Raw genomic sequence first — 25,651 nt, 5'->3', positions numbered from 1 at the left:
CATCCGCCGCCGGCCCTTTAAAAGGAATGTGGTTATGCCAGAACTCTATCACGCGAGTTTACGACCGAACGGCGTCCGCCGCCTGTCGGCAATGATCATCGCCGGAGTGATGGTCATGGCGGTGATGATGCTGGCGCCGCGGTCGGCGTCGGCGGACACGCCTTGGCTCAATGTCTCCGAGGGCCGCTACGCGTCGTTCAGTGTCCCGGCGGCCTACGTCCAGGCCAATATGGGCCAGGTGTCGCAGATCATGGTGGAGGGCAACTTCGGCCCCTCCACCACCTGGACGGAGTTCGGGCTGACCCGCCGGGGCGACGTATGGTCGGGGACCCTCGGCCCGCTGAAGCCGGGGCTGTACTACTACCAGGTCACGGGCGACGACACCAAGAGTCTCAAGGATCCGACGAACAGTACCAGTGTGGCGTCCAAGCCTCTCTGGAGCACCTTCTTCGTTCCGGGCGACTCGGCCCGGCTGCTGGTGGACGCGCCTGCGGGGCAGGGCGGCAAGGTCGACACCCTGACCTACCGGACCAAGAACGAGGAGCGGTCGGCGCTGGTCTGGACCCCGCCTGGGTACTCGGCCAAGGGCGGCAAGCCGTATCCGGTGCTGTTCCTGCAGTCCGGTATGGACAGGAGCGCCACCGACTGGCTCGACCTCGGTCGGGCCAAGCAGATCCTCGACAACCTGTCGGCCGACGGTGCCATCAAGCCGATGGTGGTCGTCATCACCGACGGTCGCGGACCGGACGACGACAAGGAGCTCAAGGACCTCCGTAAGGCGGTCGGGGACGCCTACCGCGTCCATCGCGGCCGGGAGCACCAGGCCATCGCCGGTGTGGCCGAGGGTGGGTCGCAGGCATTGCGTGCCGCCCTGACCGGCCCGGGCGGGTTCGCCTACGCCGGCTCGTTCTCGGGCCTGCTGACGGAGCTCGCCGGCGGGAGGCCCGGTCCCGCTCCGGCCCCCGGTGTCAAGCTGGTGCGCCTGTACACCGGGAACGTGACCGATCCCGCGTACAACGCGACGAACAGGCTGACGAAGGCGCTGGACCGCGCCCGTGTCAGGTACGAGTTCGACGGGGTCAACCCCGACGGCGGGGCGAACTGGACCGCCTGGCAGGAGAACCTGATCGATTTCGTGCCGCGGCTGTTCCGCAAGGTGTCGGACCACGGTCCGAGCGCCGGTCACGGTCCGCTGAAGGGCGAGTTCGCTCCGCCGCCGCCCGGCACCACCCCGACGCCGTTCGTGAAGGACGGCTTCGTCACCTTCGAGACCACGACGGACTTCAAGGACGTCCAGCACCTCACGGTGTGGGCGAACATCGCTCCCGGCGGGAGCTGGCTGCGCGTCCCGATGTCGCGTGACGGCGACCGGTGGCGGGTGACCGTGGGGCCGCTGGAGCCGTGGTTCTACTACTACCGGTGGATCGTGGACCGGGTAGGGGTCAAGGACGCGTCGAACCCGACGAAGATCACCTCTGAGCCCGCCTGGAGCAGCTTCTTCATCCCCGGCGAGCGGGCGCGCCTGCTCTCGGACGTTCCCGCCGGCCAGGGCGGAAAGGTCGAGAGCCTGACGTACCGGAGCAACGTGGCGAACGCCGACCGGACCGCCTTGGTGTGGACCCCGCCCGGCTACGACCCGAACCGCGCGGAGCCGTATCCCGTGCTCTACCTCCAGCACGGTAGCGGCCAGAACTACACCGACTGGACCGAGATGGGACGCGCCAAGCAGATCCTCGACCACCAGTTCCTCGACGGGGACCTGGTGCCGATGGTGGTCGTCATGGGCAACGGCAACTCGTCCAACTTCAACAAGGAACTGCTGGAGAACATCGTTCCGGCGGCCCGCGCCTGCTACCACATCGCCAGTGACCCGTCGCGGCAGGCCCTCGCCGGCCTGTCGATGGGCGGTGGCCAGGCGATCGGCGTGCTCAAGGCGTACCCGGGTCAGTTCGCCTCCATCGCGGCGTTCTCGGCCGGGTTCGGCAGCGGGACCGGTGTCGACGTGGCGGCGATCAACAGCAAGACCAAGCTGTTCCGCGTGTACGTCGGCGACGTTACCGACTTCGTATACCCGTCGTTCATGGCGGGACTGACCACGATGAACAACCTCGGCGTCCACTATGAGTTCGACGGGGTCACCCCCGGACCGCACGGCTGGGACGTGTGGCAGAAGAACCTCGTCGACCTGGCGCCGCGTCTGTTCAAAGGCTAGGTAACTCCGTCCACGGCGACATCACCGGGGGACGTCGGCGTTCCCGGCCCCCCGGTGGTGCCCGCCGGACACGGTGTGAGCGTTCACATGACGATCGGCCTGGACAGGGCACGGGCTGCGCACCGTGCCCTGTCCAGGCCCATCGTTCGACCGCAGCAGCGGCGCATGGACTTTCGTGCGCCGCGATCCCGAAGGAGAGATCATGTCAATGAAGAGAACACTATTTGCCGCGGCGGCCGTGCTCACGGTCGCGAGCGCGCTTGCCGCCTGCTCCCCCGATCAGGGACAGGGCACAGCCAATGCGGGAGGAAACAACGCGAGCAGCTGCACGAACACGATCACCAAGAAGGAACTGCCGGTCGTGACGATGTGGGGCTGGTACCCCAACATGCAGCTCGTCGTCGACAACTTCAACAAGCAGAACAGTGAGGTGCAGGTCTGCTGGACCAACGTCGGTCAGGGCGGTGACGAGTACCAGAAGTTCCAGACGGCCATCTCGGCGGGCACCGGGGCGCCCGACGTGATCATGGTCGAGATGGACCGCATCCCCACCTTCCAGATCCAGAACGCGCTCGTCGACATCAAGAAGTACGGCTTCGACGGCGTCAAGGCCAACTACAGCGAGGGCGCGTGGAAGGACGTCTCGGTCGGTAACGCGGTATATGGCGTGCCGGTCGACGGCGGCCCGCTGGCGATGATCTACCGCAAGGACATCTTCGACAAGTACAAGATCACGCCGCCGAAGACGTGGGCCGAGTACGAGCAGGCCGCGCAGAAGGTGAAGGACGCGGGTGGCCCGCAGTTCGGCGACTTCGGGGCGAACGTGTCGGCCCTCACGATGGCACTGCAGATCCAGAAGGGCGCCGCTCCGTTCACCTACGACCCGGCGCAGCCGAAGTCGATCGGTATCAAGCTGAACGACCAGGCGTCCAAGGACGTGCTCGACTACTGGGGGCGCCTCGCGCAGAAGGGCCTGGTCGGGAAGCAGGACCAGTTCACGCCGGAGTACATCTCCGGTGTGATCAACGGTAAGTACGCGACGTACATCTCGGCTGCCTGGGCGCCCGGATACCTCACCGGCGCCGGCGTCGGCAAGGGCAAGGACACCGGCAAATTCGCGGTGGCGCCGCTCCCGCAGTGGGACCCCAGCAACCCGGTGCAGGTGAACTGGGGTGGTTCGGCCTTCTCGGTGACGAGCCAGGCGAAGAACCCCGAACTCGCGGCGAAGGTGGCGTTCGGCCTCTATGCCGACGATGCGTCGCTCACCGACGGCTGGACCAACCAGATCATCTTCCCGCTGAACCTCAAGGCGCTCAAGTCCCCCGAGTTCGTGGACCTGAAGGTGGCGTTCTTCGACGGCCAGCAGGCGAACAAGGAGGTCTACGTTCCCGCGGCGAACGGCTACAAGGGCGTCACCTACAGCCCCTTCGGCCAGTACTACTTCGACGCCATGACGAAGCAGGTCAGTGCCATCACCGAGGGCTCCGTCACCGGCTCACAGGCCGCTGACAAGCTTCAGGAGGACGTGGCGGCGTACGCCAAGGAGCAAGGCTTCACCGTTCAGTGACCGAAGGTCGGGCCGGCCGTCCTCGGCCGGCCGGCCCACCTCGAAACCCCCAGCAGCAACATCCCGGAGCCCAAGATGACCCTCCTGATCAAGGAGAGCGCACCGCGCACTCAAGAGAAGACGAACAATGTCTACGGCAAGGTGCGCCTCCGTGAGCACCTGATGGGATGGCTCTTCGTCGGGCCATTCGGGATCGTCTTCCTGGCGTTTCTCATCGCGCCGCTCGCGTACGCGCTGTACCTGAGTCTTTTCCAGAAGAAGCTGATCGGCGGCACCAGCTTCGTCCTGTTCGACAACTACGTGAAGGCGTTCACCGACCCGAGCTTCCTCTCCGGGACGTGGTTCGTCATCCGCTTCTCGCTGGTCGCCATCCCGCTGCAGATCATCATCGCGCTCGCGATGGCCCTCATCCTGGATGCCGTGACCTCTCTGTTCGTCCGCTTCTCGCGCCTCATGATCTTTCTGCCCTACGCGATCCCCACGGTCATCGGGGCGGTCATGTGGGGATTCCTGTACAGCAAGAGCTTCGGGCCGCTCACCGACATCTTCGGGTTGTTCGGCGCCGACGCGCCCGACTTCTTCAGCAGTAATCTGATCTTCTACGGTCTGCTGAACGTCGTCACCTGGCAGTGGGCCGGTTACTACATGATCATCCTGTACGCGGCGCTACAGGGCATCGACCCGACGCTCTACGAGGCCGCCCGCATGGACGGCGCCGGCAAACGGCAGATCGCGCTCCGGATCAAAATCCCGCTGATCACCCCTGCGGTGGTCCTGATCCTGGTCTTCTCGCTCATCGGCACCCTGCAATTCTTCAACGAGCCGCAGATTCTGCGGTACCTCGCGGCCGGCACGATCGGACCGGAGTTCACGCCCAACATGTACGCATATCAGCAGGCGTTCGCGCTCGCGAACTTCAACTACGGATCGGCGATCTCCTTCGCCCTCGGCGGGGTCGTCTTCGTCTGCGTCTACGCCTTCCTGTTCTTCACGCGCAAGCGGAGGAGTTTCCTCTGATGACCGACCGATCTCGCACCATCGCACGCCGCCGGCCGCAACGCCACCTCCCCATGCAGGTGCTCCTCGGCTTCCTGGTCGTGTATTTCCTTTTGCCGTTCTGGTGGGTCATCGTCAACAGCTCCAAGGATTCCCCCGGCCTGTTCGGCGGCGGCAACACCCTGTGGTTCACCGACAGTGTCGACTACCTGGGGAACCTCGAACGGCTGTTCACCTATGACGGCGGCATCTACGGCAGGTGGATTCTCAACTCCACGGTCTACGCACTCGCGGGCGGGCTCGGGGCCACGGTCCTCGCGGTCATGGCCGGCTACGGGTTCGCCAAGTACCGTTTCGCCGGCAGACGTTTCAGTTTCTCCGTCTTGCTCGGCGCGTTGATGGTGCCCGGAACGGCCCTGGTGATCCCCACCTTCATCATGTTCTCCGGGCTCGGCCTGACGAACACGATCTGGGCGGTGATCCTCCCGTCACTGCTCAACCCGTTCGGCGTCTACCTGATGCACGTGTACGCGCGTGACGCGGTTCCCGACGAGATCCTGGACGCGGCGAGGGTCGACGGCGCAGGTGAAGTGCGGACGTTCTTCCAGGTCGCATTCCCGCTGATGCGACCCGCGGTGGTCACAGTGCTGCTTCTGTCGGCCGTGGCCTCCTGGAACAACTACTTCCTGCCCCTCGCCATGCTCTCCGACAATCGCCTCTTCCCGGTCACCGTCGGACTCGGCGTCTGGCAGGGAATCGCCTCGGCGAACAACGCGGGCGGCACCTCCCTCTGGAGCCTCATCATCTTGGGCGCGCTCGTGTCGGTGATCCCGCTCATCATCGCCTTCTTCACCCTCCAGCGGCACTGGCGCGGCGGACTGTCGGTCGGAGGCCTGAGGTAGTCCGGGTCGGTCTCCCGGGCTCGCCACCGTGGACCAAGGCATCGAGCCCGGATGGTGGCCGCCACACCGATCCCCGACCGCGCCGTGGCCCTGCTGCGTCGAGGATGGGGCCGGAGAACGGGGCGGCACCGTGCCGGTGACTGAGTTCTTGGCGGGTGAGGCCGGTGCGGCATCCTCGACGCCATCAAGTGGCAGTACCTCACCGGCGTGGCTGGATGTAAAGGAGAATGCTGAGCACGATGGGAAGGAGGAGGCTTTCGGTGAGGAGGTAGAGCGCGCCGAAAATCAGCCCCAAGATGGCGCTTTCGAGCATGCGCGACATCCCCATGGGGAGCCGGCCAAGGGCCACGATCGCCGTGACGGCCAGCATGGCGGGGACGACACCGAGAGGGGTCAGGCCGACGACGGCCGCTATCGCGAAGCCGTGATGCAGAATTTCTCCACCTACTCCCGCGGTCACCACCAGCGCGTATCCGAGGCGGCGCTCACCTGCCGTGAGCGGTGACCGCGTGGGCCCACCGCCAGAAAGGATCTTCGCCGGCTCTTCCGCGGTGCCCGGGGCCGCCGCACGACGGGTGTCGTTCTTACGACGTGGCCGACGTTCCATGACCGCGAACACGACCCACGCGGTCACCAGGATCGCGCCCGTCACCGCCGGCCATACGGGGTTCGGGGCCGCGATGCCAACGTGCCGACGACTCACTCCGGGGCCGATGGCCACGATCACCGCGACCAGAGCGATCGACACCCAGTCCGCCACGATGAGGATCCACTGCCCTCTAGGGGACGTGCGCGTACCTACCAGCCGGTAGGTAAGGATCGGGTCGGAGACGGCCAGGTGCAGGAGAAGGATCAGCGTCAGGACGAAGGCGGCACCGGTGAAGACAGGGGCTGGCTCACCCCACAGTGTCCGGCCGCTGGCAGGGTCGGCCGTGGAACGCCCGGCCAGGTCGGTTCCGGATGGGCACGTGGCCTGATAGGGGACTTCGGGGGCTTCCGTGGCCCATTCGTCCGAGGACAGACCCCGGCCCGCCGCCTGACATGCCCAGCCGTCCAGACGACCGGCGAGACGCAGAGCCGGTTCCACGTTCCAGATCGCGGTGGTGCCGTTCAGCCTGCCCAAGGCGATGGACTCGTGGCCTGGGTTGAAGTCGATCGAGGCCACATCTCCGCCGTTCTCGCCGAGCACCGCGCTACGTGCGGGACGTCGCGGATCACTGATGTCCCATAGCCACGCGGCCTGGTCCTGCCCTGTCGTGGCCAGCGTTCGATCGTCACGGCTGAAGGCCACGGCGGCATTGACCCCTGCGGGCAGGACGGCGTGGAGCGCCGGATGCCGGAGATCGCCGACAGCCCAGAGCTCGACTTGGGCGCTTCGGCTCGCCTCGGCGTACCCGCCGATGGCGAGCATCGTGCCGTCGTGGCTGTACGCCAGCGCACTCGCCGAGGAAAAGGTAGAAGAGGTCAATGTCGCCATAGGAGTCGCGTGGCGGGGGTCGCGGACGTTCCACACGGTCGTCACGCGCCCTCCTGTGGCGGCGAGCAGCCGTCCATCGGGGCCGAAGGCCAGGTCAGAGAGGATTCCGCCGGCGGATCGAAACAGGCGATGGGGATCAGCCCGATTCGTCACATCCCACAGCCACACACCGGCACCGGCGCTGGTTGTGGCAAGGACGCGGCCGTCGGGCCGGAACTCGAGTGCGTTCACCGATCCGGTGTAACCGGGCAGGGACGCCACCGGTTGAGGATGATCGGGTGTGGAGATGTCCCAGAGCCGCACGGCGGACGTGCGACGCTGCGCCCCGAAACCGGGATCGCCTCCCGTGGCCATGGTGCGGCCATCCGAGCTTAGGGCGACACCCCGGACCCCCTGCTCCAGGCGCAGAGCGCCGAGGGACACCGGCCGGCGTGTTTGCCTCAAACGCCATAATCGGACGTGCTTGTCGACGATATCGGCCACGGTGGCCAGCAGATCTCCCTTGGGGCTGTGCGCCACGGCCCCTATCTGGTCCTTTGCGGGAGGCAGTTCGGTGGTGAGGGACGGCCTGAAAGCGCCGCCGATATCCCACAGGACAGCGGTCCCATCGAAGCCGACCGTTGCCAGCGTGTTCCCCCGTGAGCCGAAGGCGGCGGCTTCGACGGTGGACACGTGACCCTTCAGGCTGCTCGTCCGCCGAGGATGCCGAGGGTCGGAGACATCCCACAACCAGACACTCCTGTCCCAGCTCGTGGTGACCAGCAGGGGAGCGCCAGGGTGGAACGCGACGGCGGCCAGCCAGCCGCCCTGGCCCTCGAGACGCTTCAGGTAAGCGACATGATCGTGGCCCGTCACGGCCCACAACTCGGTCGTGCGGTCCAGGCTCGCGCTCGCGAGGATCCCGCCATCAGGGCTGAAGGCGAGCCCTGTGATGAAGTCGCGTTTTCGTACGGCACCCCGGCGGGGGTGGCGGACATCGGACAGGTCCCACAGCCGAACGGTGCTGTTATCCCCGATGGCGAGTATCGGCTTGGTGGGACTGAACGCGATGCTCGGCACATTCCCGGCATCGCCGCTCAACACCGCCGTCCGTTGCGGCCGGGCCGGGTCGTGGACGTCCCAGATCCAGATGGTCTTGGCGAGGTCGACGACGGCCAGCACGGGTGACGTGTGACTGAACGCCACGGCCCCAGGCACGAGCTCCTTGTCCACCAGATCGGTGAGGAGACGCGGGCGACGAGGATCGCGGACGTCCCACAACCGGACGACGTCGCTCCTGCCGCTGGTGGACGCGAGCGTGTATCCGTCGCCGCTGAAGCTCACCCATGCGGAAACCGACGTGTTGCGGGCGGCGTCCGGTTTCGACGGTCCGACGGGCAGCACCGCGAGGAACTCGGGATAGCGCGGACGAACGGCGTTCCACAGGGAGACGCTCCCATCGCCCATGGCGACGGCGAGCAAGGACCCGTCGGGACTATAGGCGACCCCGCGCGGCTGACCGGACGAAGCGCTCAAAGACGCGGCGATCGGCGATTCCGTCAGCGCCTCGGCGATAGCGGTTCTGCTGTCCTGTGTCGAGGACATACGATCGGAGGCCAGCGCCAGCCGCATCGCCGTACGAGGATCGGTGGCCCGGGTCGCCGCGGCACGCGTGAGGAGAAGCCGGGCCGTCGCGAGGCGCTGCTGTTCTTCGGCGGCACGCTGTTTCACCAGGGCGTAGAACGCCGTACCGGTGGCGAGCAGCAGCAGTGTGACAAGCGCCGCGATCATTTGCCGCAGCCGGCGAGTCCGCCGACGAGCCGCCTCCTGCTCGTGGTTCTCCAGCTGAATGCCGGCAGCGAGGAACGCCTGGGCCAGCGCGCCGATCCTTTCGCGCCCGGCGTCGCCCTGCGCCCATTCGCGGGCCACAGCCAGCCGGCTTCCTCGGTAGAGACCGGCGGGATCGCGGTTGTCGCGTTCCCACGCGCGAGCGGCCTCGACCAGGTGCTGGTGAACGAGCAGTCCGGCACGGTCGTCGTCTATCCAGCCCCGGAGCTTGGGCCAGGCGTGCAGCAGCGCGTCATGTGTGATCTCAACCGTGTTCCGGTCGATGGTGACCAACCGGGCGTCCTCGCCGGCGAACGCGTCCAAGATCGCCGCCGCCTGGCCGGGATCCGGTAGATCGGCGATCAGCTCGGCGTGAACCACGCGGCGGCGGCTGTCGTCGGTGCCGTCCCCGATGTGCACCAGACGCAGCAGCAGCCGGCGTGCCGTCTCCTGCCCGCTCTCGTCCAGCCCCGCGTAGACCTGGTCGGCGGAGGCCGCGATCGCTCCTCGGATGCCGCCGGTCCGCTCGTAACCCGCGACGGTCAGGACGCGCCCCTGGCGCTGCCGCCAGGTGGTCAGTAGCGCGTGGGACAGCAGGGGCAACATACCTGCCGCGTACGGTGTCCCGTTCTGGCTGGGTTCATCCTCGACGCCAAGGTCCCGCATCAGGACCTCGACCAAGCCGTGCTGCAATCGCAGGCCGGCGGCGTACGCCGGTCTCTCGATCGCTCCCCGCAACTCCGATCCGGACATGGATCCGACGAGGACCGCGTGATTCTGCAGAGCCGACAGCAGCTCGGGGTAGGCGGCACACTGTCCGTAGAAGTCGGCCCGCACTCCTATGGCGACCAGCGCCGATGGCTCGCCTCCGTCTCCTGCGGCCGCGTTGTACAAGGCCTGGATGAACGCCCGCCGGGCCTGTTCGTCGTCACACTGGGTGAAGATCTCTTCGAACTGGTCGACGACGAGGACCACCCTGGCGCCCGCCGAGCCCCCGTCACCGGCCTGCTGCCGCAACGCCGCACGCAGAGCAGAACCGAGCCGTGCGGGCTCATCGGTGAAAGGCTCGGCCGCGGCGCCGGTCAGGGACGCCACCTGGTGAGCGAGCGCGGCCATCGGATCGGCGGTCGGGTTGAACACCAGACAGGGCCAGCTCGCCGAGCCCGGAACACCGAGTGCCCCACGCGCCAACGCCGGGACCAGGCCCGCTCGCAGCAGCGACGACTTTCCCGCCCCTGAGGCACCCACGACCATCAACGGGCCCGCGTCGTCGTAGCGTGCGGCGAGGCTGCCCGTCAAAGCCGTGGTGAGCCGCTCCCGGCCGAAGAACCACGGGGCGTCCGCACGTTCGAAGGCCGCCAGCCCCTTGTAAGGACACACGTCGGCAAGCGACTCGCCGTCGTCCGGCGTGGACGGCAGAGACGTGTCCACCCCGACCGGGGGCCGATAGGCCGGATTGAGGGCGATCACCAGGTCGCCGACGCTTCCGGTGGCACGGCAGCGGGGCCGCGGAAATCCCTGCGCGGGCAGCACCCGGCTGAGGTATCGGTAGGTGTCGTGCCAGGTGAAGGACGACGGCCCGGCCGGATCTCCGTCGGTCAGCAGGCGGAGCAGTTCACCGCTGAAGGCCGTATGCACCCGTCCGGGAGGCGCGAGCGCCATCTCGTCGTACCCCGCCGATGTCAGGACGAAGCCTCCGGCGACCTGCGCCAGGTTGACGACCTCGTCCGCCGGATCGCCAAGCCCACCGGCCGCCCTGCCGGAGAAACAGCAGTCGAGTATGACGACACACGATCGCGCCCGGCTTTCCAGCAGATACTCACGCACCGTGCCGTACGGCAATGCCGTGTGGCGCAGATGGGTCGGACGGCGATCGGTGTTCCGTGCCGCGAGATGCAGCGCCCCCGTGGTGCTGACCAGTCCATGCCCGACGTAGTAGAAGATCACCAATTCGGTGGCCTGTTCGACCACCGTGCCGATCGCCTCGCCCATCTCCACCGGTGTGGGCGGGTCGCGCAGGACCTGTACGGCCTCCGGGCGCAGGCCACACCGCTCGACCAGCGCACTCCGCAGATCCACGAGCGTCTGCTCCACAGCGGGGACCGCAGGAAGATCTGATTCACCTCCGTGGCTCCCGGTCCCGATCAGCAGCGCACGCACTCCGAGAGGGGACGAGGTGCCCGGCGTCTCACCGGGAGATGGATAGCGCATCATGGCATGTCGGCTCGTATGGCCTGTCTCCCCAATATCGGGTCCGATTCTCTCGGCTTAACGAGCCGGCCGGCGTAGTCAGGGATTTTCCTTTAGTGGCATCCGATCCTCATCGGCTCTCCCCAGGAGTTCCGCGACCTGGGCGGCCAGCGCTTTGGTCTCGGTCGCGTTCAAGCCTTTGATCCCCTTGGCGGTGACCTCGAGGCTTTCTGTGTCGCGGGTGAGTTTCACGCTGACTTCACCCGCTCGGGTCTTCAACCATGCGATCACGACGGTTGCGGCGGTGGCCGCCGCGCCACCGGAACCCAATATCAGCTGCAGGAGATCGGTACTCGAACCGAGCGCGCCGTCAGGGATGTCTGCCGATCTCAGCTCGATCCGTCCGCGCAGGTCTGGCTCTTCGATGAGCCATGCGTACAGATCGGACAATTCACCTGCCGGGTCGTTTGCTGTGACCGTCAGCGCAGCAATCATGAACACCCCTCCGCGCTCGAATCCTCCGCCCCATCTGTACCCTCAAGCATTTTCCAAGTTCGAAGCGCGGCCTGTCGATGGTAATGACAACTCCATCTGGATCCAGTAGGCGATATCGCTTTCCCGAAGCGTGAGGCTTACTCGCCTGTTCCGTTGCCGCTGGTGGCTCGCCGTACAAGACGAGCCCGAATTCGTGATCATCAGGGGCAAGGAGAAGGGCCGGGGGCATTCACGGAATCGGGGTTCTTCCAGGATCCAGGTATCGCCGGGCCGCCACGATCAACCTCCTGCTCGCGGCCAACGCCGCCTCCTTCTTCTCCTCGAGCGTGTCGTCGGGGTCGCCCTGGCGCAGGACCACCCCGAGGATCAGCCGGTCGCGGTCCCCGGAAGTGGGACGGACGGCCCACAGCAGCGCTCCGCCCGCCGCCGTGCTGGTGCCGGTCTTGAGACCGACCACCCCGCGCAGCCCGAGCAGTTTGTTGCCGTTGACGATCTCGCCCGCGATGCCCGGGATGGTGATCTTGGCGGTGGCGACGATGTCACGCAGCACTGGGTTCTTCATGGCCTGCCTGGCCAGCTTGAGCTGATCCACCGCCGTGCTGACCGTGGTGGGTTCGTATCCGCTCGCCCCGGTGTAGGTGGTGTTCTTCATGCCCAGCTTGGCGGCGACCGCGTTCATCCTGCGGACGAAGGCCAGCTCCGAGCCGGCGTCCCAGCGGGCCAGCAGACGTGCGGCGTTGTTTCCTGAGGGGATCAGCATCAGCTCGAGAAGCTGCCGCTCGGTGAAGATCTGGCCCTCGGTGATCGGCACCGTGGACTCGTCTCGGTTCCCTGACTCGATCGCCGCCTGCCGGTCGACCTGGATGGACGGCCCTGCGGCGTTCCTGCCGAGGGGGTGGTCGCGAAGAACCACCAGAGCGGTCATCACCTTGGTGACGCTCGCGATCGGCACGGGCCGCTGCTCGCCGTGCACACTGAGGCCGTCCGCTTGCCCGGTGATCTCGACCGCTGCCTGCCCCGTCGATGGCCAGGGCAGAGCCGACGGCCGGTCCCCGGTGATCGGCGCCGACCTGGAACTCGACAACGACGCCTGCTGGGCCTGTGCGCCACTGTAGACCAGCCAGCCCCCGGCGGCGAGAACGGCGGATACGGCGACGCCGAGCACCGGCGTGACCGCGGCGGACAGCCGGTCACGGGGCCGAGATGGGATCGTGCGTGGCTCGTTCATGACGAACTACGATTGGTGCCGAATGTGCGCGCGTTGTCCGCCGCACGTCACCGTTTGCCGACGGCGGCCACGTCGGCGCGACGGTCGGCAAGGCCGTGACACAACCATGACACGGCGAAGACGAGGCGGGCACACGGTCGTCCGACAGTGGATGGTGTTGACCGGCGGGCGAATAACGGGGGCGTGCTGTGAAACTCGGGGGCGTGTCGCGAGTGTTGTTGATCGAGGATGACCCGGCCGTGCGGGAGGGTCTTGAGCTGGCCCTGACCCGGCATGGGCACCGGGTGCGCGCGGTGGAGTCCGGCGAGCAGGGGCTGGACCGGATGCGTACGGACCTTCCCGACGTCGTCGTGCTCGATCTGATGCTGCCTGGCATGGACGGCTTCGAGGTCTGCCGCCGCATCCGGGCCGCCGGCCAGGTACCGATCATCATGCTGACGGCGCGCGGCGACGACATGGACGTGGTGGCCGGGTTGGAGGCGGGCGCCGACGACTACGTGGTCAAGCCGGTGCAGCCCAGGGTGCTGGAGGCACGCATTGGCGCCGTGCTCCGGCGGATCGGCCGCGACCAGGCGGAGCTGGAGCGGCACGGGGACCTGACCATCGATCGGGCCGGGATCGTGATCGCCAAACGCGGCGTGCCGGTGGACCTCGCCCCGACCGAGCTGCGCCTGCTGCTCGAGCTCTCCGGCACGCCGGGCCGGGTGCACAGCCGCCAGCAGCTGTTGGAGTCGGTATGGGAGCACGGGTATTTCGGCGACTCGCGTCTGGTGGACGCGTGCGTGCAGCGGTTGCGCGCGAAGATCGAGGACGACTCGGCGGCGCCCGTCTACGTGCAGACGGTGCGTGGGTTCGGGTACCGGTTCGGGCCGGTGTGAGCCGCCGGTGACACCCCGGCCGAGCCTGGGGCTGCGTGCCCGGCTGTTGTTCGGCTTCGCACTGCTGTGCGTGGTCACCGCGGCGGCGGTGGCCGGCGGGATCTACGTCCAGGCCCGCAACGCCATCCTGCAGAGGACCCAGGATGCCGCGGTGCAGTCGATGACCAGCCGCCTGGAGGCGCTCTACCCGTTGCGGAGCGCGGCACCGGGCCCGGACGAGCTCGGCGAGATCGCCGCGGCCGCGGCCGACCAGAACAGCCTTGCGGTCGCCGTCTACCGCGAGATGCACTCGCCGGGGAGCCCGCCGCCGCCGGCCGGCCCCCCGCCGCAGGGGGACCGGCCGCCGCAGGGGGGCCGGAGGCCGGGCGGGAACGTGCCGATCCTGGATCCCGGGAGGATTCCACCGGAGCTGCGGCGGGCGGTGGCCGGCGGCGACATCGTGTGGCAGCGTGTGGTGTGGCAGCGCGCGCCCCTCCTGATCATCGGTACGCCGTTGCTGATCGTCGAGGAGGACCGGACGACGCGGGTGTCCGGTATCGAGGTCTACGTCGCGCGCAGCCTGCTTCCCGAACAGCGCAGCATCGACGAGCTCGCCGCACGCGCCTGGCTCATCGGCGGCGCGGCCCTGGCGTTCGCGGTCGTCCTGGCGTTGCTGGCCACCCGTGGCGTGCTGCGCCCGGTGCGCGAGCTCGGCCGGGCGGCACGCCTGCTGGGCGAGGGCGAGATGCGGACCAGGATCGCGGTCCGCGGCTCCGATGAGCTGGCCGACGTGGCACGCACGTTCAACAACACCGCCGCGGAGCTGGAACGGCACGTCAAGCAGCTGCGCGAGATGGAGGCCGACGCCCGCCGGTTCGTGGCCGACGTGTCCCACGAGCTGCGCACCCCCCTGGCCGCGCTCGCTGCGGTCGCCGACGTCCTCGACGAGGAGGCGGACCGGCTGCCAGAGCCCGCCGGCAGGGCCGCCAGGCTGGTCAGCCAGGAGACGCTCAACCTCACCGCTCTAGTGAACGACCTCATCGAGATCAGCAGGTTCGACTCCGGCGTCGCGGCCCTCGCGCCGAACGAGGTCGACGTGGCCGAGCTGGTGCGCGCGACCCTGCGGGCCCGGGGCTGGTCGGAGTCGGTGCACACCGAGGTCCCACCCGGGGTGACGGCGTGGCTTGACCCGCGCCGAGTGGACGTCATCCTCGCGAACCTGGTCGGCAACGCCCTGCGGCACGGCGAGCCACCGGTGTCGGTACGGCTCGGCGCCGACCCGCACTGGATCGCTCTTGAGGTCCGCGACCACGGACCCGGGCTGGACGAGGCGGTGCTGCCGCACGTGTTCGACCGGTTCTACAAGGTCAGCGCGGCCAGGGCCAGGTCCGAAGGCAGCGGCCTGGGCCTGGCCATCGCGCGGGAGAACGCGCGCCTGCACCGAGGCGACCTCACCGTCACCAACGCCCCGGACGGCGGCGCCATCTTCACGCTGCGCCTCCCACGCCGGGCACACGATCCGGACGGAAGCCCCGAATGAGGACCGGACTCGCCCGCCGCATGCTCGCCGCGGGCCTCATATCGCTCGTCGCCGCGGCCGGCTGCGGCGTGCAACCCAGCGACGTCATCGTCGCCGGCGACCCGCCGAGCGGACGCGTCGCACCGACCACGACGATCACCCTCTATCTGGTGAAGAACGGCCGGCTCAGCGCGGTAACGCGGCCTAATGATCGTCCAATGTTCCAAGGGGAAACGCTCGCGCTGCTGGCGGACGGACCCACCGCGGGGGAACAGGCGCACGGATTCACCACCGACGTCCCGCCCGAAGCCGACCCGTTCTCGGTGACCGCCAAGTCGGCCGGCCACTTGGTGGTGACCCTGTCCACTCCGGCCGGCGAACTGTCCACACTGGCCGTCGGGCAGATCGTGTGCACGGCCGCCGCCATGGCGCCGGGAAGCCCTGCCCGGGTCACCGTCGTCGGTGCTGGGCAGAGCGTCGGCCCCCAGAAATGCCCGGGGTAACGGTAGAGACCTGTCCTCCACTTTGGGCAGATCGCCAGGGTCTTGGAGGAGACTGAGTGAAACGTGCCAACGCGCCGTTGAAGAACGCGGCCGAGGGTGCGTCAGCCGGCCAGCGCGAAGCCGGCCGCCGCCTCCGCGTGCAGCCGAGCGCTCGGCAGCAGTGGGATGGCGGTGTTCTTCTCAGTGATCAGGAGCTCGATCTCCGTGCAGCCGAGGATGACGCCTTCGGCTCCGTCGGCTGCGAGATCGGCGATGATCTGGGCGTACGCGTCCCTGGAGGACTCCCGGAGCACCCCGCGCACCAGCTCGTCGAAGATCACGCGATGGACCAGTTCCCGCTGCTCGCGCCGCGGGACGACCACGTCGAAGCCGTGGGCGGCCAGCCGATCCCGGTAGAAGGGCTGCTCCATGGTGAAGCGAGTACCCAGCAGACCGACCTTGCGCATCCCCCTGGCGCGGACCTCCGCGCCCACGGCGTCGGCGATGTGCAGCACGGGCACGCTCGCGGCCCGCGCCACGTCGTCGCTCGTCCGGCTGAAGGTGTTGCTGCAGACGAGCAGGACCTCGGCGCCGAGATCCTCCAGTTTCCTGCCGGCATCGGCCAGCAGCGTACTCACCTCGTCCCAGCGGTCGGCGAAGATGAGGTCCTCGACGGTCGTGTAGTCGACCGACCAGATGAGGCTGTTGGCGGAATGGCTGCCGCCGAGTCGCTCCCGTACCCGCTGGTTGATGATCTGGTAGTAGATCACCGTCGATTCCCAGCTCAACCCGCCGATGAGACCGATAGTGCGCATGGAACTCCGTTTCGATAGCTTGTGCCGGCCACGGTGACGGTGCCGCCACTGGCCTGGTCGAGTGCGGTCAGGCGGCGCATCAGCATGGACGTGCCCGATCCGCCCGGCCCCTCGGCGCTGCGCCAACGGTCAGGCGCCGGCCAGCGCACGGGCGCAGGCACCGAGCCCGATCTCGCTGGAGGCCTTGACGAACACCACGTCTCCCGGTTCGAGAAGCGCGGTGGCCAGCCTGACGGCCCCGGCCACGTCCTCGACGGTATGGACGGCCACGCCCTGGTTCGAGGACTCCGCCGCCTCCGCCATCGCGAGCGGATCCCCCGCTCCGACCGCGATCAGCACGTCGAAGCGGAGGCCGGCGACGAGCCGGCCCATCTCCGCGTGCCGGGCGCGGGAGGCGTCCGCCTGCTGCCCCATCGCGCCGAGCACGGCGACGGTACGACGGGTGCCGGCCAGGGCCTTCACCGCCCGCAGCCCGGCCCGCATGGATTCGGGGCTGGCGTTGTAGGCGTCGTCGACGATGGTGACGCCATCAGGGCGTTCGACGATCTCCAGCCGGCCCGCGGAGCGCCGCCGTGCGGCGTTCAGCCCATCGGCGATCTCGGCGACGCCCAGGCCGAGTGCGGTGGCGACGGCGGCGGCGGCCAGGGCGTTGCTCACCTGGTGCTCGCCTATGAGGTTGAGCTCGACCGGGGCGCGGCCGGAGGGCGTCACCAGCTCGAACGCGGTTCGCGCGCGGTCGGCCATCCGCACACCTTCGGCTCGCACCTGCGCCTGCGCCGACCCGCCGTACAACAGGATCCGGGCCCTGGTGCGGCCGGCCATGCCCAGGACGTACGGGTCGTCGGCGTTGAGCAGTGCGAACCCGTCCGCCGGAAGTGCCTCGACCAGCTCGCCCTTGGCCTCGGCTACGTCGACCGGCCCGACTCCCATGCGCTCGACATGTGCGGTGCCGACATTGAGCACCAGCCCGACCTGGGGCGGTGCGAGCCCGGTCAGGTACGTCAGGTCGCCCTTCCGGCCCGCACCCATTTCCAGCACCAGGTATCGGGTGGTGGCATCGGCACGCAGCACGGTGAGCGGCAGCCCGATCTCGTTGTTGAACGACCTGTCGGTGGCGACCGTCGCGGCGTGCCGTTCGAGCACCTGGGCCAGCAGGTCCTTGGTCGTGGTCTTGCCCACGGAGCCGGTCAGGCCGATCACGGTCGGGCTGATGTGTTCGAGCAGGTGCCTGGCCAGCAGGCCGATCGCGAGCTGGACGTCCTGGGCCACGAGGGCGGGCACGCCGACGGGCCTTGAGGCCAGCACGGCGACGGCGCCGCCGGCGATGGCACCGGCCGCGTAGTCGTGACCGTCAACGCGGGCGCCGACCGTCGCGGCGAACAGGCCGCCAGGCACCACCTCGCGGGAGTCGACCGCCGCGGGCGCCGTCACCAGCGCCCGCGGGTCGCGCACGTCATACAGGCTTGCGCCGACGACCCGCGCGATCCTGTTCAGCGTCATGGGGATCACGAGCCGCTCCTGGCGAACGCGAGGTCGATGAGGCGGCGCAGCAGGTCCGGGTACGGGACACCGCTTGCGGCCCAGGCCCTGGCGTAGACGGAACGGGAGGTGAAGCCGGGCATGGTGTTGATCTCCAGCACGTACAGGCGTCCCGTGTCCTCCTCATAGAGGAAGTCGACACGGGACAGGCCGTAGCCACCGATCGCCCGGAAGGCGCGCAGAGCCAGCTCGCGCACGTCCTCGGCCACCCGTTCTGGCAGCACGGCAGGGATGCCGGCGATCTCGGCCTGGCTGAGGTACTTGGCCTCATAGTCGAGCCAGTCGCCGGGCACGATGAGCTCGCCGGGCACCGAAGCATCCGGAGTGTCGTAGCCGCCCAGCACGCCGCAGATGACCTCGCGCGCGGTCACCTCCTGCTCGACGATGACCATCCGGTCGTAGGCCAGCGCCAGATCTACGCCCGCGCGCAGCTCCTCCATGGAGGTGACACGTGAGATGCCGATGGAGGAGCCCATGTTGGCCGGTTTGACGTACATCGGCCAGTCGAGCGACTTCACCAGACCCCAGGAGTCGGTGGTGGTGCCCCATTCGTGCTCGGTGAACCAGATATGTGGGGTGACCGGAATGTCCTCCGCCAGAAACGCGCGCCGCATCGCGACCTTGTTCATGGCCACGGCAGAGGCCATGACGCCGCAGCCCACGTACGGGATGCCCAGCGTCTCCAGGTGACCCTGGACGACGCCGTCCTCGCCGAACGGCCCGTGCAGCACGGGGAAGACCACGTCCGCCAGATCGCGTCGCAGTTCCACCGGCCACCTGCCCTGCCGGTCGATGATGACGGCGACGGGCTCGTACAGCTCCCTCGGCAGCTCATCGAGCACAGCCTGCGCCGACCGCAGCGACACCTCATGCTCGGCGGATGGCCCACCCGCCAGCACAGCCACGCGTACGCGTTCAGTCACGATCGATCAGCCTTCCTCAGTGAGACGGAGACGGCCGGACCCACCGCTAGGGAACAGGCGCCGGTCGACCCCACTCACTGTCGGCGGAACGTATCCCCGCCTCGTCAGCGCCGTGTCATGGTTGTGTCACGGTCGCCGGCAATCTGGTCACTCGCGCCATGCTGCGGCGAGCAGTTCGTGTGAGCGGACCCGGTCGGCGTGGTCGTGGGCGATGGTGGTGACGAGCAGTTCGTCGGCCCCGGTCACGTCCCGGAGGACGCGCAGCTTGCCCGCGACCGTTTCGGGTGATCCGACGAACTGTGTGTCGAGCCTGTCGGCGACCAGCGCACGGTCCCCCTGGCTCCAGACATGCGCGGCGGCCTCCTCGGGCGCGGGGAACGCCATCGCGCCGGCGCCGGTGCGGATGCTGCGCACCCACAGCCCGTATGGTTCGGCGATCCTGCGGGCCTCCTGGTCGGTGGGGGCCACCACGACGTCGGCCGACACCATGACGTGCGGAGCGGCGAGCGTCTGCGACGGTTTGAACGCGTCCCGGTAGGCCTCCACCGCCTCGAGCACGGTGGCTGGGCTGACATGGTAGTTGGCGGCGAACGGCAGCCCGTGCTCGCCGGCGACCTGGGCGCTCTGGCCGCCGCTGCTGCCGAGGATCCACAGCTCCACTTCGGCGCCCTCACCCGGCTGGGCGTGCGCTAGGAACCCGTCGGCCGAGCGGTAGGTGCCCGCCAGCAGGGCCTGGATGTCGTCGACCTGCTCGGCGAAGTCGGGTGACTCGGCACCTGGCTGCTGCAGCAGCGACCCGTAAAGCTTGAAGAGCGGGGAGCCTGCGATGGTGGCGAAGGAGAACGCGGGCGGGATGAGCAGGCCGTCGACGATTCGTGCCGTGGCCTGCGGCGGGGCGGGCGCCTCGGCGGCGGAGCGCAGTTCCTTGGCGCGCTGGCCGGAGCGGCCCAGGCCGAGGTCGATCCGGCCGGGGTGGAGCGCGTCCAGGGTGCCGAACTGCTCGACCACGGCCAGGGGGGTCTGGTGGCCCAGTTGCACGGCGCCGGAGCCGACTCGGATCCGGCTCGTCGCCGCGGCGACGGCGCCGATGAGGACGGCGGGGGCCGAGCTGGCGACGCCCGGGGTGAGGTGGTGCTCGGCCAGCCAGTACCGGTGGTAGCCGAACTCCTCGGCTCGCTGTGCCAGGTCGATCGTGTTGTGGAGCGCCTCGCGCGCGGTCTGGCCGGAGACGATGGGGGCCAGGTCGAGAATCGAGAGCCGGGTCATGAGAGTTCTCCCTGGGAGAGCGGCCTGCTGGGGATCTCCTTGCGGAGGACGGGGGCGATGTGGCTCAGCACCACCGGCGGGGAGGAGGACAGGAAGGGCCGCTCGTGCCGCTCGCCGAAGGCGAAGCCGTCGAGGCCGAGTTCCTCGGCCAGGACCGCGCCGGCCACGACCTCGCGGAAGCGCTCGGTCACCGGCGGAGCGGAGACGTGGAGGGGGGGAGGGAGGGGCAGGAGGGCGGTCATGAAACCTTCTCGTAGCGGCTGGCCGGGCGGGTCAGGCCGAGCCTGCCGCGCAGGTCCGCCGTCTGGTATTCACGGCGGAAGGCGGCCCTGGTCTGGAGTGCGGGCACCAGGTCTCGGGTGATCGCCGTCAGGTCGTGGGGGAGGGTGCCGGGCCGGAGCCGGTAGCCGTCCAGCCCTGCCTCCTGCCATCCGATGAGCAGGTCGGCGAGGTGGTCCGGACTACCGGTGAAGACCAGGGCGTCGGAGACGAGTTCGGTGCCGTCCAGCTCGTCCAGGCGTGACTTGCGGTCGGCGCCGTTGTTCCCCAGGAAGACCACAAGGTCGGCGAAGATCTTCAGCGCCGGTCCGGTGCGGCCCACGGCGGCCTCCGCCGCTCGCACCTGGCCGACGATCGCCCCGGCGCTCGCCCGGTCGTGCGGGGTGACGTACACGACGTCGGAGCTACGGGCCGCGAACTCGTACGGCAGGGTGTCGTGGGCGAGCGAGGTCACCAGGGGCTGTCCCTGCGGGGATCGCGGGGTGATCGACGGGCCCTTGACGCTGAACCACTCGCCGTGGAAATCGATGTAGTGCAGGCGGTCGCGGTCGATGAAGCGGCCGGTCGCCACGTCGCGGATCTCGGCGTCGTCCTCCCAGCTGTCCCACAGGCGGCGGACCGCCTCGACGGCGTCGGCCGCCTCGCCGAACAGGCTCCCGACGTGCCGGGTGGTGGTGGGATCGGACAGGTCCAGCGGCGGGAACTCGCGGCGGCCGAAGTGGGCGGCCTCGTCGGGGCGGGCCGACACTCGGGGCCGCCACCCGGCCCGGCCTCGGCTGGCGTGGTCGAGCGAGGCGATGCCGATCGCGACGTGGAACGGTTCGGTGTGGGTGGTGCTGGTGGTGGGGACCAGCCCGATGCGGGAGGTGATCGGGGCCAGGCTGGACGCCAGCAGGACCGCGTCCAGCCGGCCGCGCACCTGGTCCAGGCGCTCGTCGGGGCCTTCGAAGCGGGTGGACTGGAGGCCGAGCGAGTCTTCGAAGGTGACAAAGTCGAGCAGGCCGTGCTCGGCTTCGAGGACCAGTTCGGCCCAGTACCCGGCGGTGAACAGCCGGTCAGGATGGGCTCCTTCGGTCCGCCATGCGGCCGGATGCCAGCCCGCGCCGTCCAGCGCGACGGCGAGATGCAACGTCATGACGTCTCCTTTCTGAGGCCGAGGTGATCGCGGAGGGTCGGGCCGGTGTAGTCGGTGCGGAAGACGCCTCTCTCCTGGAGCAGCGGGACGACCTTGTCGACGAGGTCGTCCAGCCCCCCGGGTGTCAGATGCGGGACGAAGATGTAGCCGTCGGCGGCGTCGGCCTGCACGAACGCGTTGATCTCGCCGGCGACCGACGCCGGGGTGCCGATGAAGGTCTGCGGCGCGGCGACCTCGATGACCAGGTCGCGGATGGACAGGTTCTTCTCCTGCGCGAGTGCCCGCCACTTGGCGGCCACCTCGCCGCGGTCGCGGCGGAACTGCGCCCGGCCCTTGGAGACGCCCTCCTCCAGGTCCGGTTCGATGTCGGGCAGCGGCCCGTCAGGGTCGTAACCGGACAGGTCGCGCCCCCAGATCCCTTCGACGAAGGAGATCGCGGTCTGCGGGCTCACCTGGGCCCGGCGGATCCCGGCGGCACGTTCGGCCGCCTCCGCGTCGGTGTCGCCCAGCACATACGTGACCGCGGGCAGGATCTTGAGGTCCTCCGGCAGCCGGCCGTACGAGGCGAGGCGGCGCTTGACATCCTGGTAGAAGGCTCGACCCTCCTCCAGCTTGCTGTGGCGACTGAAGATGACATCGGCGGCGGAGGCGGCGAACTCGCGGCCCTCCTCAGAGTCCCCGGCCTGGATGATCACGGGGTGTCCCTGCGGGCTCCGTGGGACGTTGAAGAAGCCGGAGATGTCGAAATGGCGGCCCTGGTGCCGGAATTGGGTGATACCGCCGTGCCTGACGAACTCGCCGGTGGCGGCGTCGGCGGTGACCGCATCGGGCGTCCAGGAGTCCCACAGCTCGCGGACGGTCTGCAGGAACTCCGCCGCCCGGGTGTACCGATCCGCCTCGTCCAGGAAGCCGCCGCGCCGGAAGTTCTCGCCAGTGAAGGCGTCGTAGCTGGTCACAACGTTCCAGGCGGCCCGGCCGCCGCTCAGGTGGTCCAGAGACGCCAGCCGGCGCGCCACCTCGTACGGCTCGTTGAAGGTGGAGTTGACCGTCGCGGCCAGCCCGAGCCGGGTGGTGACGGCCGACAGCGCCGACAGGACGGTGAGCGACTCGGGGCGCCCCACTACGTCCAGGTCGTGGATGCGGCCCTTCATCTCACGCAGCCGCAGCCCTTCGGCGAGGAAGAAGAAGTCGAACTTGCCACGTTCGGCCGTCTGGGCCAGATGCCGGAACGAGTCGAAGTCGATCTGGCTCCCGGAGAGCGGGTCGGACCAGACGGTGGTGTTGTTGACGCCGGGGAAATGCGCGGCGAGGTGGATCTGCTTGGTCATGAGGCCCTCCTGGTGGGCGATCCGGCGAAGGAGGTGTCCAGGTCCCGGTCCGCCGGCTCGGTGACCACCGCCAGAAGCGGCGCGGGGAGGGCGCAGCGTGTAGGGCCGCGCTGGGGACAACGGGGCAGCGGGACCGCGAAAGTCACCGCTTGGCACAGAGCGCGCTCGCCTGCCGTCTGAGGTCGACGTAGAGGCGAGCCACCAGAAGCTCGCTGCTACTCACGCACTCGATCCTCCGACAGATTCCCCGCAAAATCAATAGGAAATACATGGAATACTGAGCAGACCTCGCGACATACGTCCGAGAGGTGTACGACTTATCCCTACCGGCAGATCGCCGACACCCCAGGCCGGCGAGAGGCGGATGACGGCCGGGAGTTCGAGCGAACGAGATCCTCGGGCACAGCTCCTCGTCATGACCCGAGTTAAGGGCTCTTCACTTTGATCGGGAAAGCGAATCGGCTCATCGGGTGATAACCCATGACCTGACATTCGCTCACGAGAGGTTCTCGATGAGAGCCACGCCAGTTGAAGGGTCGCCGGACCTGTCGCTCGACGATTTCTCGGCCGTCTTCGACGCCCACTTCAACGAGATCTACGGCTACATCGTCCAGCGGCTCGGCCATGGACAGGCCGAAGACGTGGTCGCCGAGACGTTCCTGGCCGCGTTTCGCAAGCGAGCGCGGTACGACCCTGCCAGGGCCAGTATCAGAACCTGGCTGTTCGGCATTGCCACCAATCTCATCGGCAAGCACCGCAGGACAGAGGCTCGTGCGCTGCGCGCCATGGCAAGACACGGTCTCCCCGTCGATTCACCAGGCCACGAAGAACGCGTGACGGCCCAGCTCAGTGCCGAGACCCTGCGCCCGGCGCTCGCCAAGGCCATCGCCGGTCTCGGGCGGGGCGAGCGCGACGTTCTGCTTCTGGCGGCCTTGGCGGGTCTGAGCCACGAGGAGATCGCCAACGCGCTCGGCATCGCTTACGGCACGGTCGGCTCAAGGCTGAGTCGCGCCAGAACCAAGATCCGCGCCGCCTTGGGCGGCACCAATCCGATGGAGGTCAGCCATGGATGAACTCAGCCAGATCCGCGAGCTGTACGGCCGGCCCGACCAGGACCCATTCGTGAAGACCAGGGTGGAGGCTCGCGTGCGCATGGCCAGCAGGCGGCGGCTGCTGCTGCTGCCGTGGCAGGTCACCGTCGCCGGACTCGCCGCAGCCGCGGTCGTGGCGGCGGTCGTGGTGCCTGGCATGGTCACCTCCCGCCCGGTGCCTGTCCCCTCTCCTGAGATCAGTACGACCACCCTGTCTGGTCACTCGATCCTGCTGGCCGCGGCGGCTAAAGCCGAGGCCGCGCCCGAGGGGGCTTACTGGCACGTCAAGCGGCTTTACAGGATGCGGTGGGCCAAGCCGTTCGGCAAGGAAGGCGACACCTACCGGCTGGAGGACTCTCGAATCGTCGAGGATTGGGTCGCCAAGGACGGCCGCGGCTGGTCTGGCTTCAAGCAGCTGGCCGCGCGTCCTCTCGATATGGATGCGTGGCGCCGCGACGGCTCGCCGACCGAATGGGGGACAGGAGAGGAACAGGGAGGCGGTTTCTCCACCTCGCCGGGCGAGGGAAGGCTGGTCCCGCACAAGGGCGAGCAGAAGTTCCGTCTCAGCGCCGCTGAGCTGACGCTGGAGGAGATCGAGGCGCTGCCCGCTGACCCCGAAGCGCTGAAGGACCAGGCGGTTGAGGCGGTACGCGCCGATGAGGACTTCGAGGGCTCGGTGGATGACAGCCTGCCGACGGTGCTGGCGTCGCTGCTGTACGAGTTGCCCACCTCTCCGCAGGTGAGAGGTGCGGCTTTTCGGGCTCTGGCCGAGCTGCCCTCGGTGAAGGTGGCAGGGGAGGCCACCGATCCGCAAGGCCGGCCGGGCGTCGTCCTCGCCTTCCCGATTCAGCGGGGCCAGCCCACTCAGGGCAAGCTGATCGTCGACCCGGAGACATCAATGGTGCTGGCCTTCGAGGTGATCGGCATGCCAGGTAAGGGCGATCGCACCGAGGTCGTGCTGGAGTCCGGGTGGACCGACTCTGAGCCGGTCGCGCCTTCTCTTTGAGTACGGCCGGCTAACCGGACAGGCAGCGTAAAGGGCGCCCTGAGTTTCGCCCTCACTGGTCACAGAAAGGGGCTTCCGGGGGCGAAGCTCAGGGCGCCGTGTCGGCGGCAGTCCGATGCGACCGCTTTGCGTGTCATCTGTCACGGCCATACGCGCCAAGCTCGTGCTGGACGCCCTGGATATGGGCCTGTGGCGGCGTGACCGCGCGGGAACCGCCTCTTGACTCACTAGCAAGAGCGGCCACGATCGCGGCAAGACGCCTGCACCAGCACGGACGCGTTCCTACTGAAACCGCTCCTCCTGCCCCTGGCGAGCGCTTGTAGTCATCACCAGTGGTGATAATCCAGGTCAATATCGGTGACTTCCACGCTTGGCGGGGTTGATGGACGATGGGGCCATGTAAGCGGCCACGAGAAACTCCTGATCAGCGGACAGAAAAGTCGAGGCTGATGGACAGGGAGTCCCGGCTGGCGGTCATTGGAAATCCTGGCTGATGGCCAGGTAGATCTCCTGATCTTGTCCGTGTGTCACGGCGAGG

The 25,651-nt window shown here is 68.4% G+C and carries 19 protein-coding genes; 9 read left to right on the top strand and 10 right to left on the bottom strand.

The annotated features are described in order from the left end of the window. Nucleotides 1-115 precede the first annotated feature (115 nt). From ABD810_RS11875 to ABD810_RS11860, 4 genes are all read left to right on the top strand, one after another. The gene (locus ABD810_RS11875; protein WP_344937952.1) at nt 116-2,212 is read left to right on the top strand and encodes an alpha/beta hydrolase-fold protein; all 2,097 of its coding nucleotides are present in this window, start codon (nt 116-118) and stop codon (nt 2,210-2,212) included. 202 nt (nt 2,213-2,414) lie between these two features. Further along, entirely contained in the window at nt 2,415-3,779 is a 1,365-nt protein-coding gene (locus ABD810_RS11870; RefSeq protein ID WP_344937949.1) for an ABC transporter substrate-binding protein, read from the top strand. Between the two features lie 75 nt (nt 3,780-3,854). Beyond that, a complete protein-coding gene (locus tag ABD810_RS11865) occupies nt 3,855-4,796 on the top strand; it encodes a carbohydrate ABC transporter permease (RefSeq protein ID WP_344937947.1) in 942 nt (313 codons plus the stop codon). Next, nucleotides 4,796-5,677, top strand: coding sequence for a carbohydrate ABC transporter permease (locus tag ABD810_RS11860; protein WP_344937945.1), 882 nt, complete (start codon nt 4,796-4,798; stop codon nt 5,675-5,677). Before ABD810_RS11865 ends, ABD810_RS11860 begins: the two co-directional genes overlap by 1 nt. Before the next feature lie 199 nt (nt 5,678-5,876). Here ABD810_RS11860 and ABD810_RS11855 read toward each other — a convergent pair whose 3' ends face one another. The 3 genes from ABD810_RS11855 to ABD810_RS11845 form a co-directional block, all read right to left on the bottom strand. After that, entirely contained in the window at nt 5,877-11,171 is a 5,295-nt protein-coding gene (locus ABD810_RS11855; protein ID WP_425566892.1) for a caspase, EACC1-associated type, read from the bottom strand. 78 nt (nt 11,172-11,249) lie between these two features. Further along, a complete protein-coding gene (locus ABD810_RS11850; RefSeq protein WP_344937941.1) occupies nt 11,250-11,645 on the bottom strand; it encodes an effector-associated constant component EACC1 in 396 nt (131 codons plus the stop codon). 229 nt (nt 11,646-11,874) lie between these two features. Further along, complete coding sequence (locus tag ABD810_RS11845; protein WP_344937939.1) at nt 11,875-12,873, bottom strand: D-alanyl-D-alanine carboxypeptidase family protein; 999 nt, start codon at nt 12,871-12,873, stop codon at nt 11,875-11,877. A gap of 203 nt (nt 12,874-13,076) precedes the next feature. Here ABD810_RS11845 and ABD810_RS11840 point away from each other — a divergent pair, with 203 nt between their 5' ends. Genes ABD810_RS11840 through ABD810_RS11830 form a run of 3 tightly spaced genes read left to right on the top strand, consistent with a single transcriptional unit; the run spans nt 13,077 to nt 15,752 of the window. After that, a complete protein-coding gene (locus ABD810_RS11840; RefSeq protein WP_344937937.1) occupies nt 13,077-13,751 on the top strand; it encodes a response regulator in 675 nt (224 codons plus the stop codon). Between the two features lie 7 nt (nt 13,752-13,758). Continuing rightward, nucleotides 13,759-15,270, top strand: a complete 1,512-nt coding sequence (locus ABD810_RS11835) for an ATP-binding protein (protein WP_344937935.1) — start codon at nt 13,759-13,761, stop codon at nt 15,268-15,270. Beyond that, a complete protein-coding gene (locus ABD810_RS11830) occupies nt 15,267-15,752 on the top strand; it encodes a GerMN domain-containing protein (RefSeq protein WP_344937933.1) in 486 nt (161 codons plus the stop codon). Before ABD810_RS11835 ends, ABD810_RS11830 begins: the two co-directional genes overlap by 4 nt. Before the next feature lie 101 nt (nt 15,753-15,853). On the opposite strand, the gene ABD810_RS11825 is transcribed toward ABD810_RS11830, so the two are convergent. The 7 genes from ABD810_RS11825 to ABD810_RS11795 form a co-directional block, all read right to left on the bottom strand. Continuing rightward, a complete protein-coding gene (locus ABD810_RS11825) occupies nt 15,854-16,546 on the bottom strand; it encodes an aspartate/glutamate racemase family protein (protein ID WP_344937931.1) in 693 nt (230 codons plus the stop codon). Nucleotides 16,547-16,675: 129 nt separating this feature from the next. Next, nucleotides 16,676-18,046 (bottom strand): UDP-N-acetylmuramoyl-tripeptide--D-alanyl-D-alanine ligase, encoded by a 1,371-nt coding sequence (locus ABD810_RS11820; protein WP_344939007.1) that lies wholly within the window; start codon nt 18,044-18,046, stop codon nt 16,676-16,678. Between the two features lie 5 nt (nt 18,047-18,051). After that, nucleotides 18,052-19,008 (bottom strand): D-alanine--D-alanine ligase family protein, encoded by a 957-nt coding sequence (locus ABD810_RS11815; protein ID WP_344937929.1) that lies wholly within the window; start codon nt 19,006-19,008, stop codon nt 18,052-18,054. Nucleotides 19,009-19,155: 147 nt separating this feature from the next. Further along, the gene (locus ABD810_RS11810) at nt 19,156-20,274 is read right to left on the bottom strand and encodes an LLM class flavin-dependent oxidoreductase (RefSeq protein WP_344937927.1); all 1,119 of its coding nucleotides are present in this window, start codon (nt 20,272-20,274) and stop codon (nt 19,156-19,158) included. Next, nucleotides 20,271-20,516 carry an LLM class flavin-dependent oxidoreductase gene (locus tag ABD810_RS11805; protein ID WP_344937925.1) on the bottom strand — a complete coding sequence of 82 codons (246 nt, stop codon included), beginning with the start codon at nt 20,514-20,516 and terminating at the stop codon, nt 20,271-20,273. Before ABD810_RS11805 ends, ABD810_RS11810 begins: the two co-directional genes overlap by 4 nt. Further along, nucleotides 20,513-21,688 (bottom strand): LLM class flavin-dependent oxidoreductase, encoded by a 1,176-nt coding sequence (locus ABD810_RS11800; protein ID WP_344937923.1) that lies wholly within the window; start codon nt 21,686-21,688, stop codon nt 20,513-20,515. Before ABD810_RS11800 ends, ABD810_RS11805 begins: the two co-directional genes overlap by 4 nt. After that, nucleotides 21,685-23,016 (bottom strand): NtaA/DmoA family FMN-dependent monooxygenase, encoded by a 1,332-nt coding sequence (locus ABD810_RS11795; protein WP_344937921.1) that lies wholly within the window; start codon nt 23,014-23,016, stop codon nt 21,685-21,687. The genes ABD810_RS11800 and ABD810_RS11795 overlap by 4 nt, the downstream gene beginning before the upstream one ends. A gap of 512 nt (nt 23,017-23,528) precedes the next feature. Between ABD810_RS11795 and ABD810_RS11790 the strand changes: the two genes are divergently transcribed. Then, complete coding sequence (locus ABD810_RS11790) at nt 23,529-24,089, top strand: RNA polymerase sigma factor (RefSeq protein ID WP_344937919.1); 561 nt, start codon at nt 23,529-23,531, stop codon at nt 24,087-24,089. Further along, nucleotides 24,082-25,113: a CU044_5270 family protein gene (locus ABD810_RS11785; RefSeq protein WP_344937917.1), complete on the top strand. Its 1,032-nt coding sequence runs from the start codon at nt 24,082-24,084 to the stop codon at nt 25,111-25,113. The genes ABD810_RS11790 and ABD810_RS11785 overlap by 8 nt, the downstream gene beginning before the upstream one ends. The last annotated feature ends 538 nt before the right edge of the window (nt 25,114-25,651 follow it).

Origin of the sequence: Sphaerisporangium flaviroseum (assembly GCF_039537005.1) — a bacterium.
Classification (GTDB): Bacteria; Actinomycetota; Actinomycetes; order Streptosporangiales; family Streptosporangiaceae; genus Sphaerisporangium; species Sphaerisporangium flaviroseum.
Note: the sequence above shows the minus strand (reverse complement) of the source record. Positions and strands in the feature narration are given on the sequence as shown.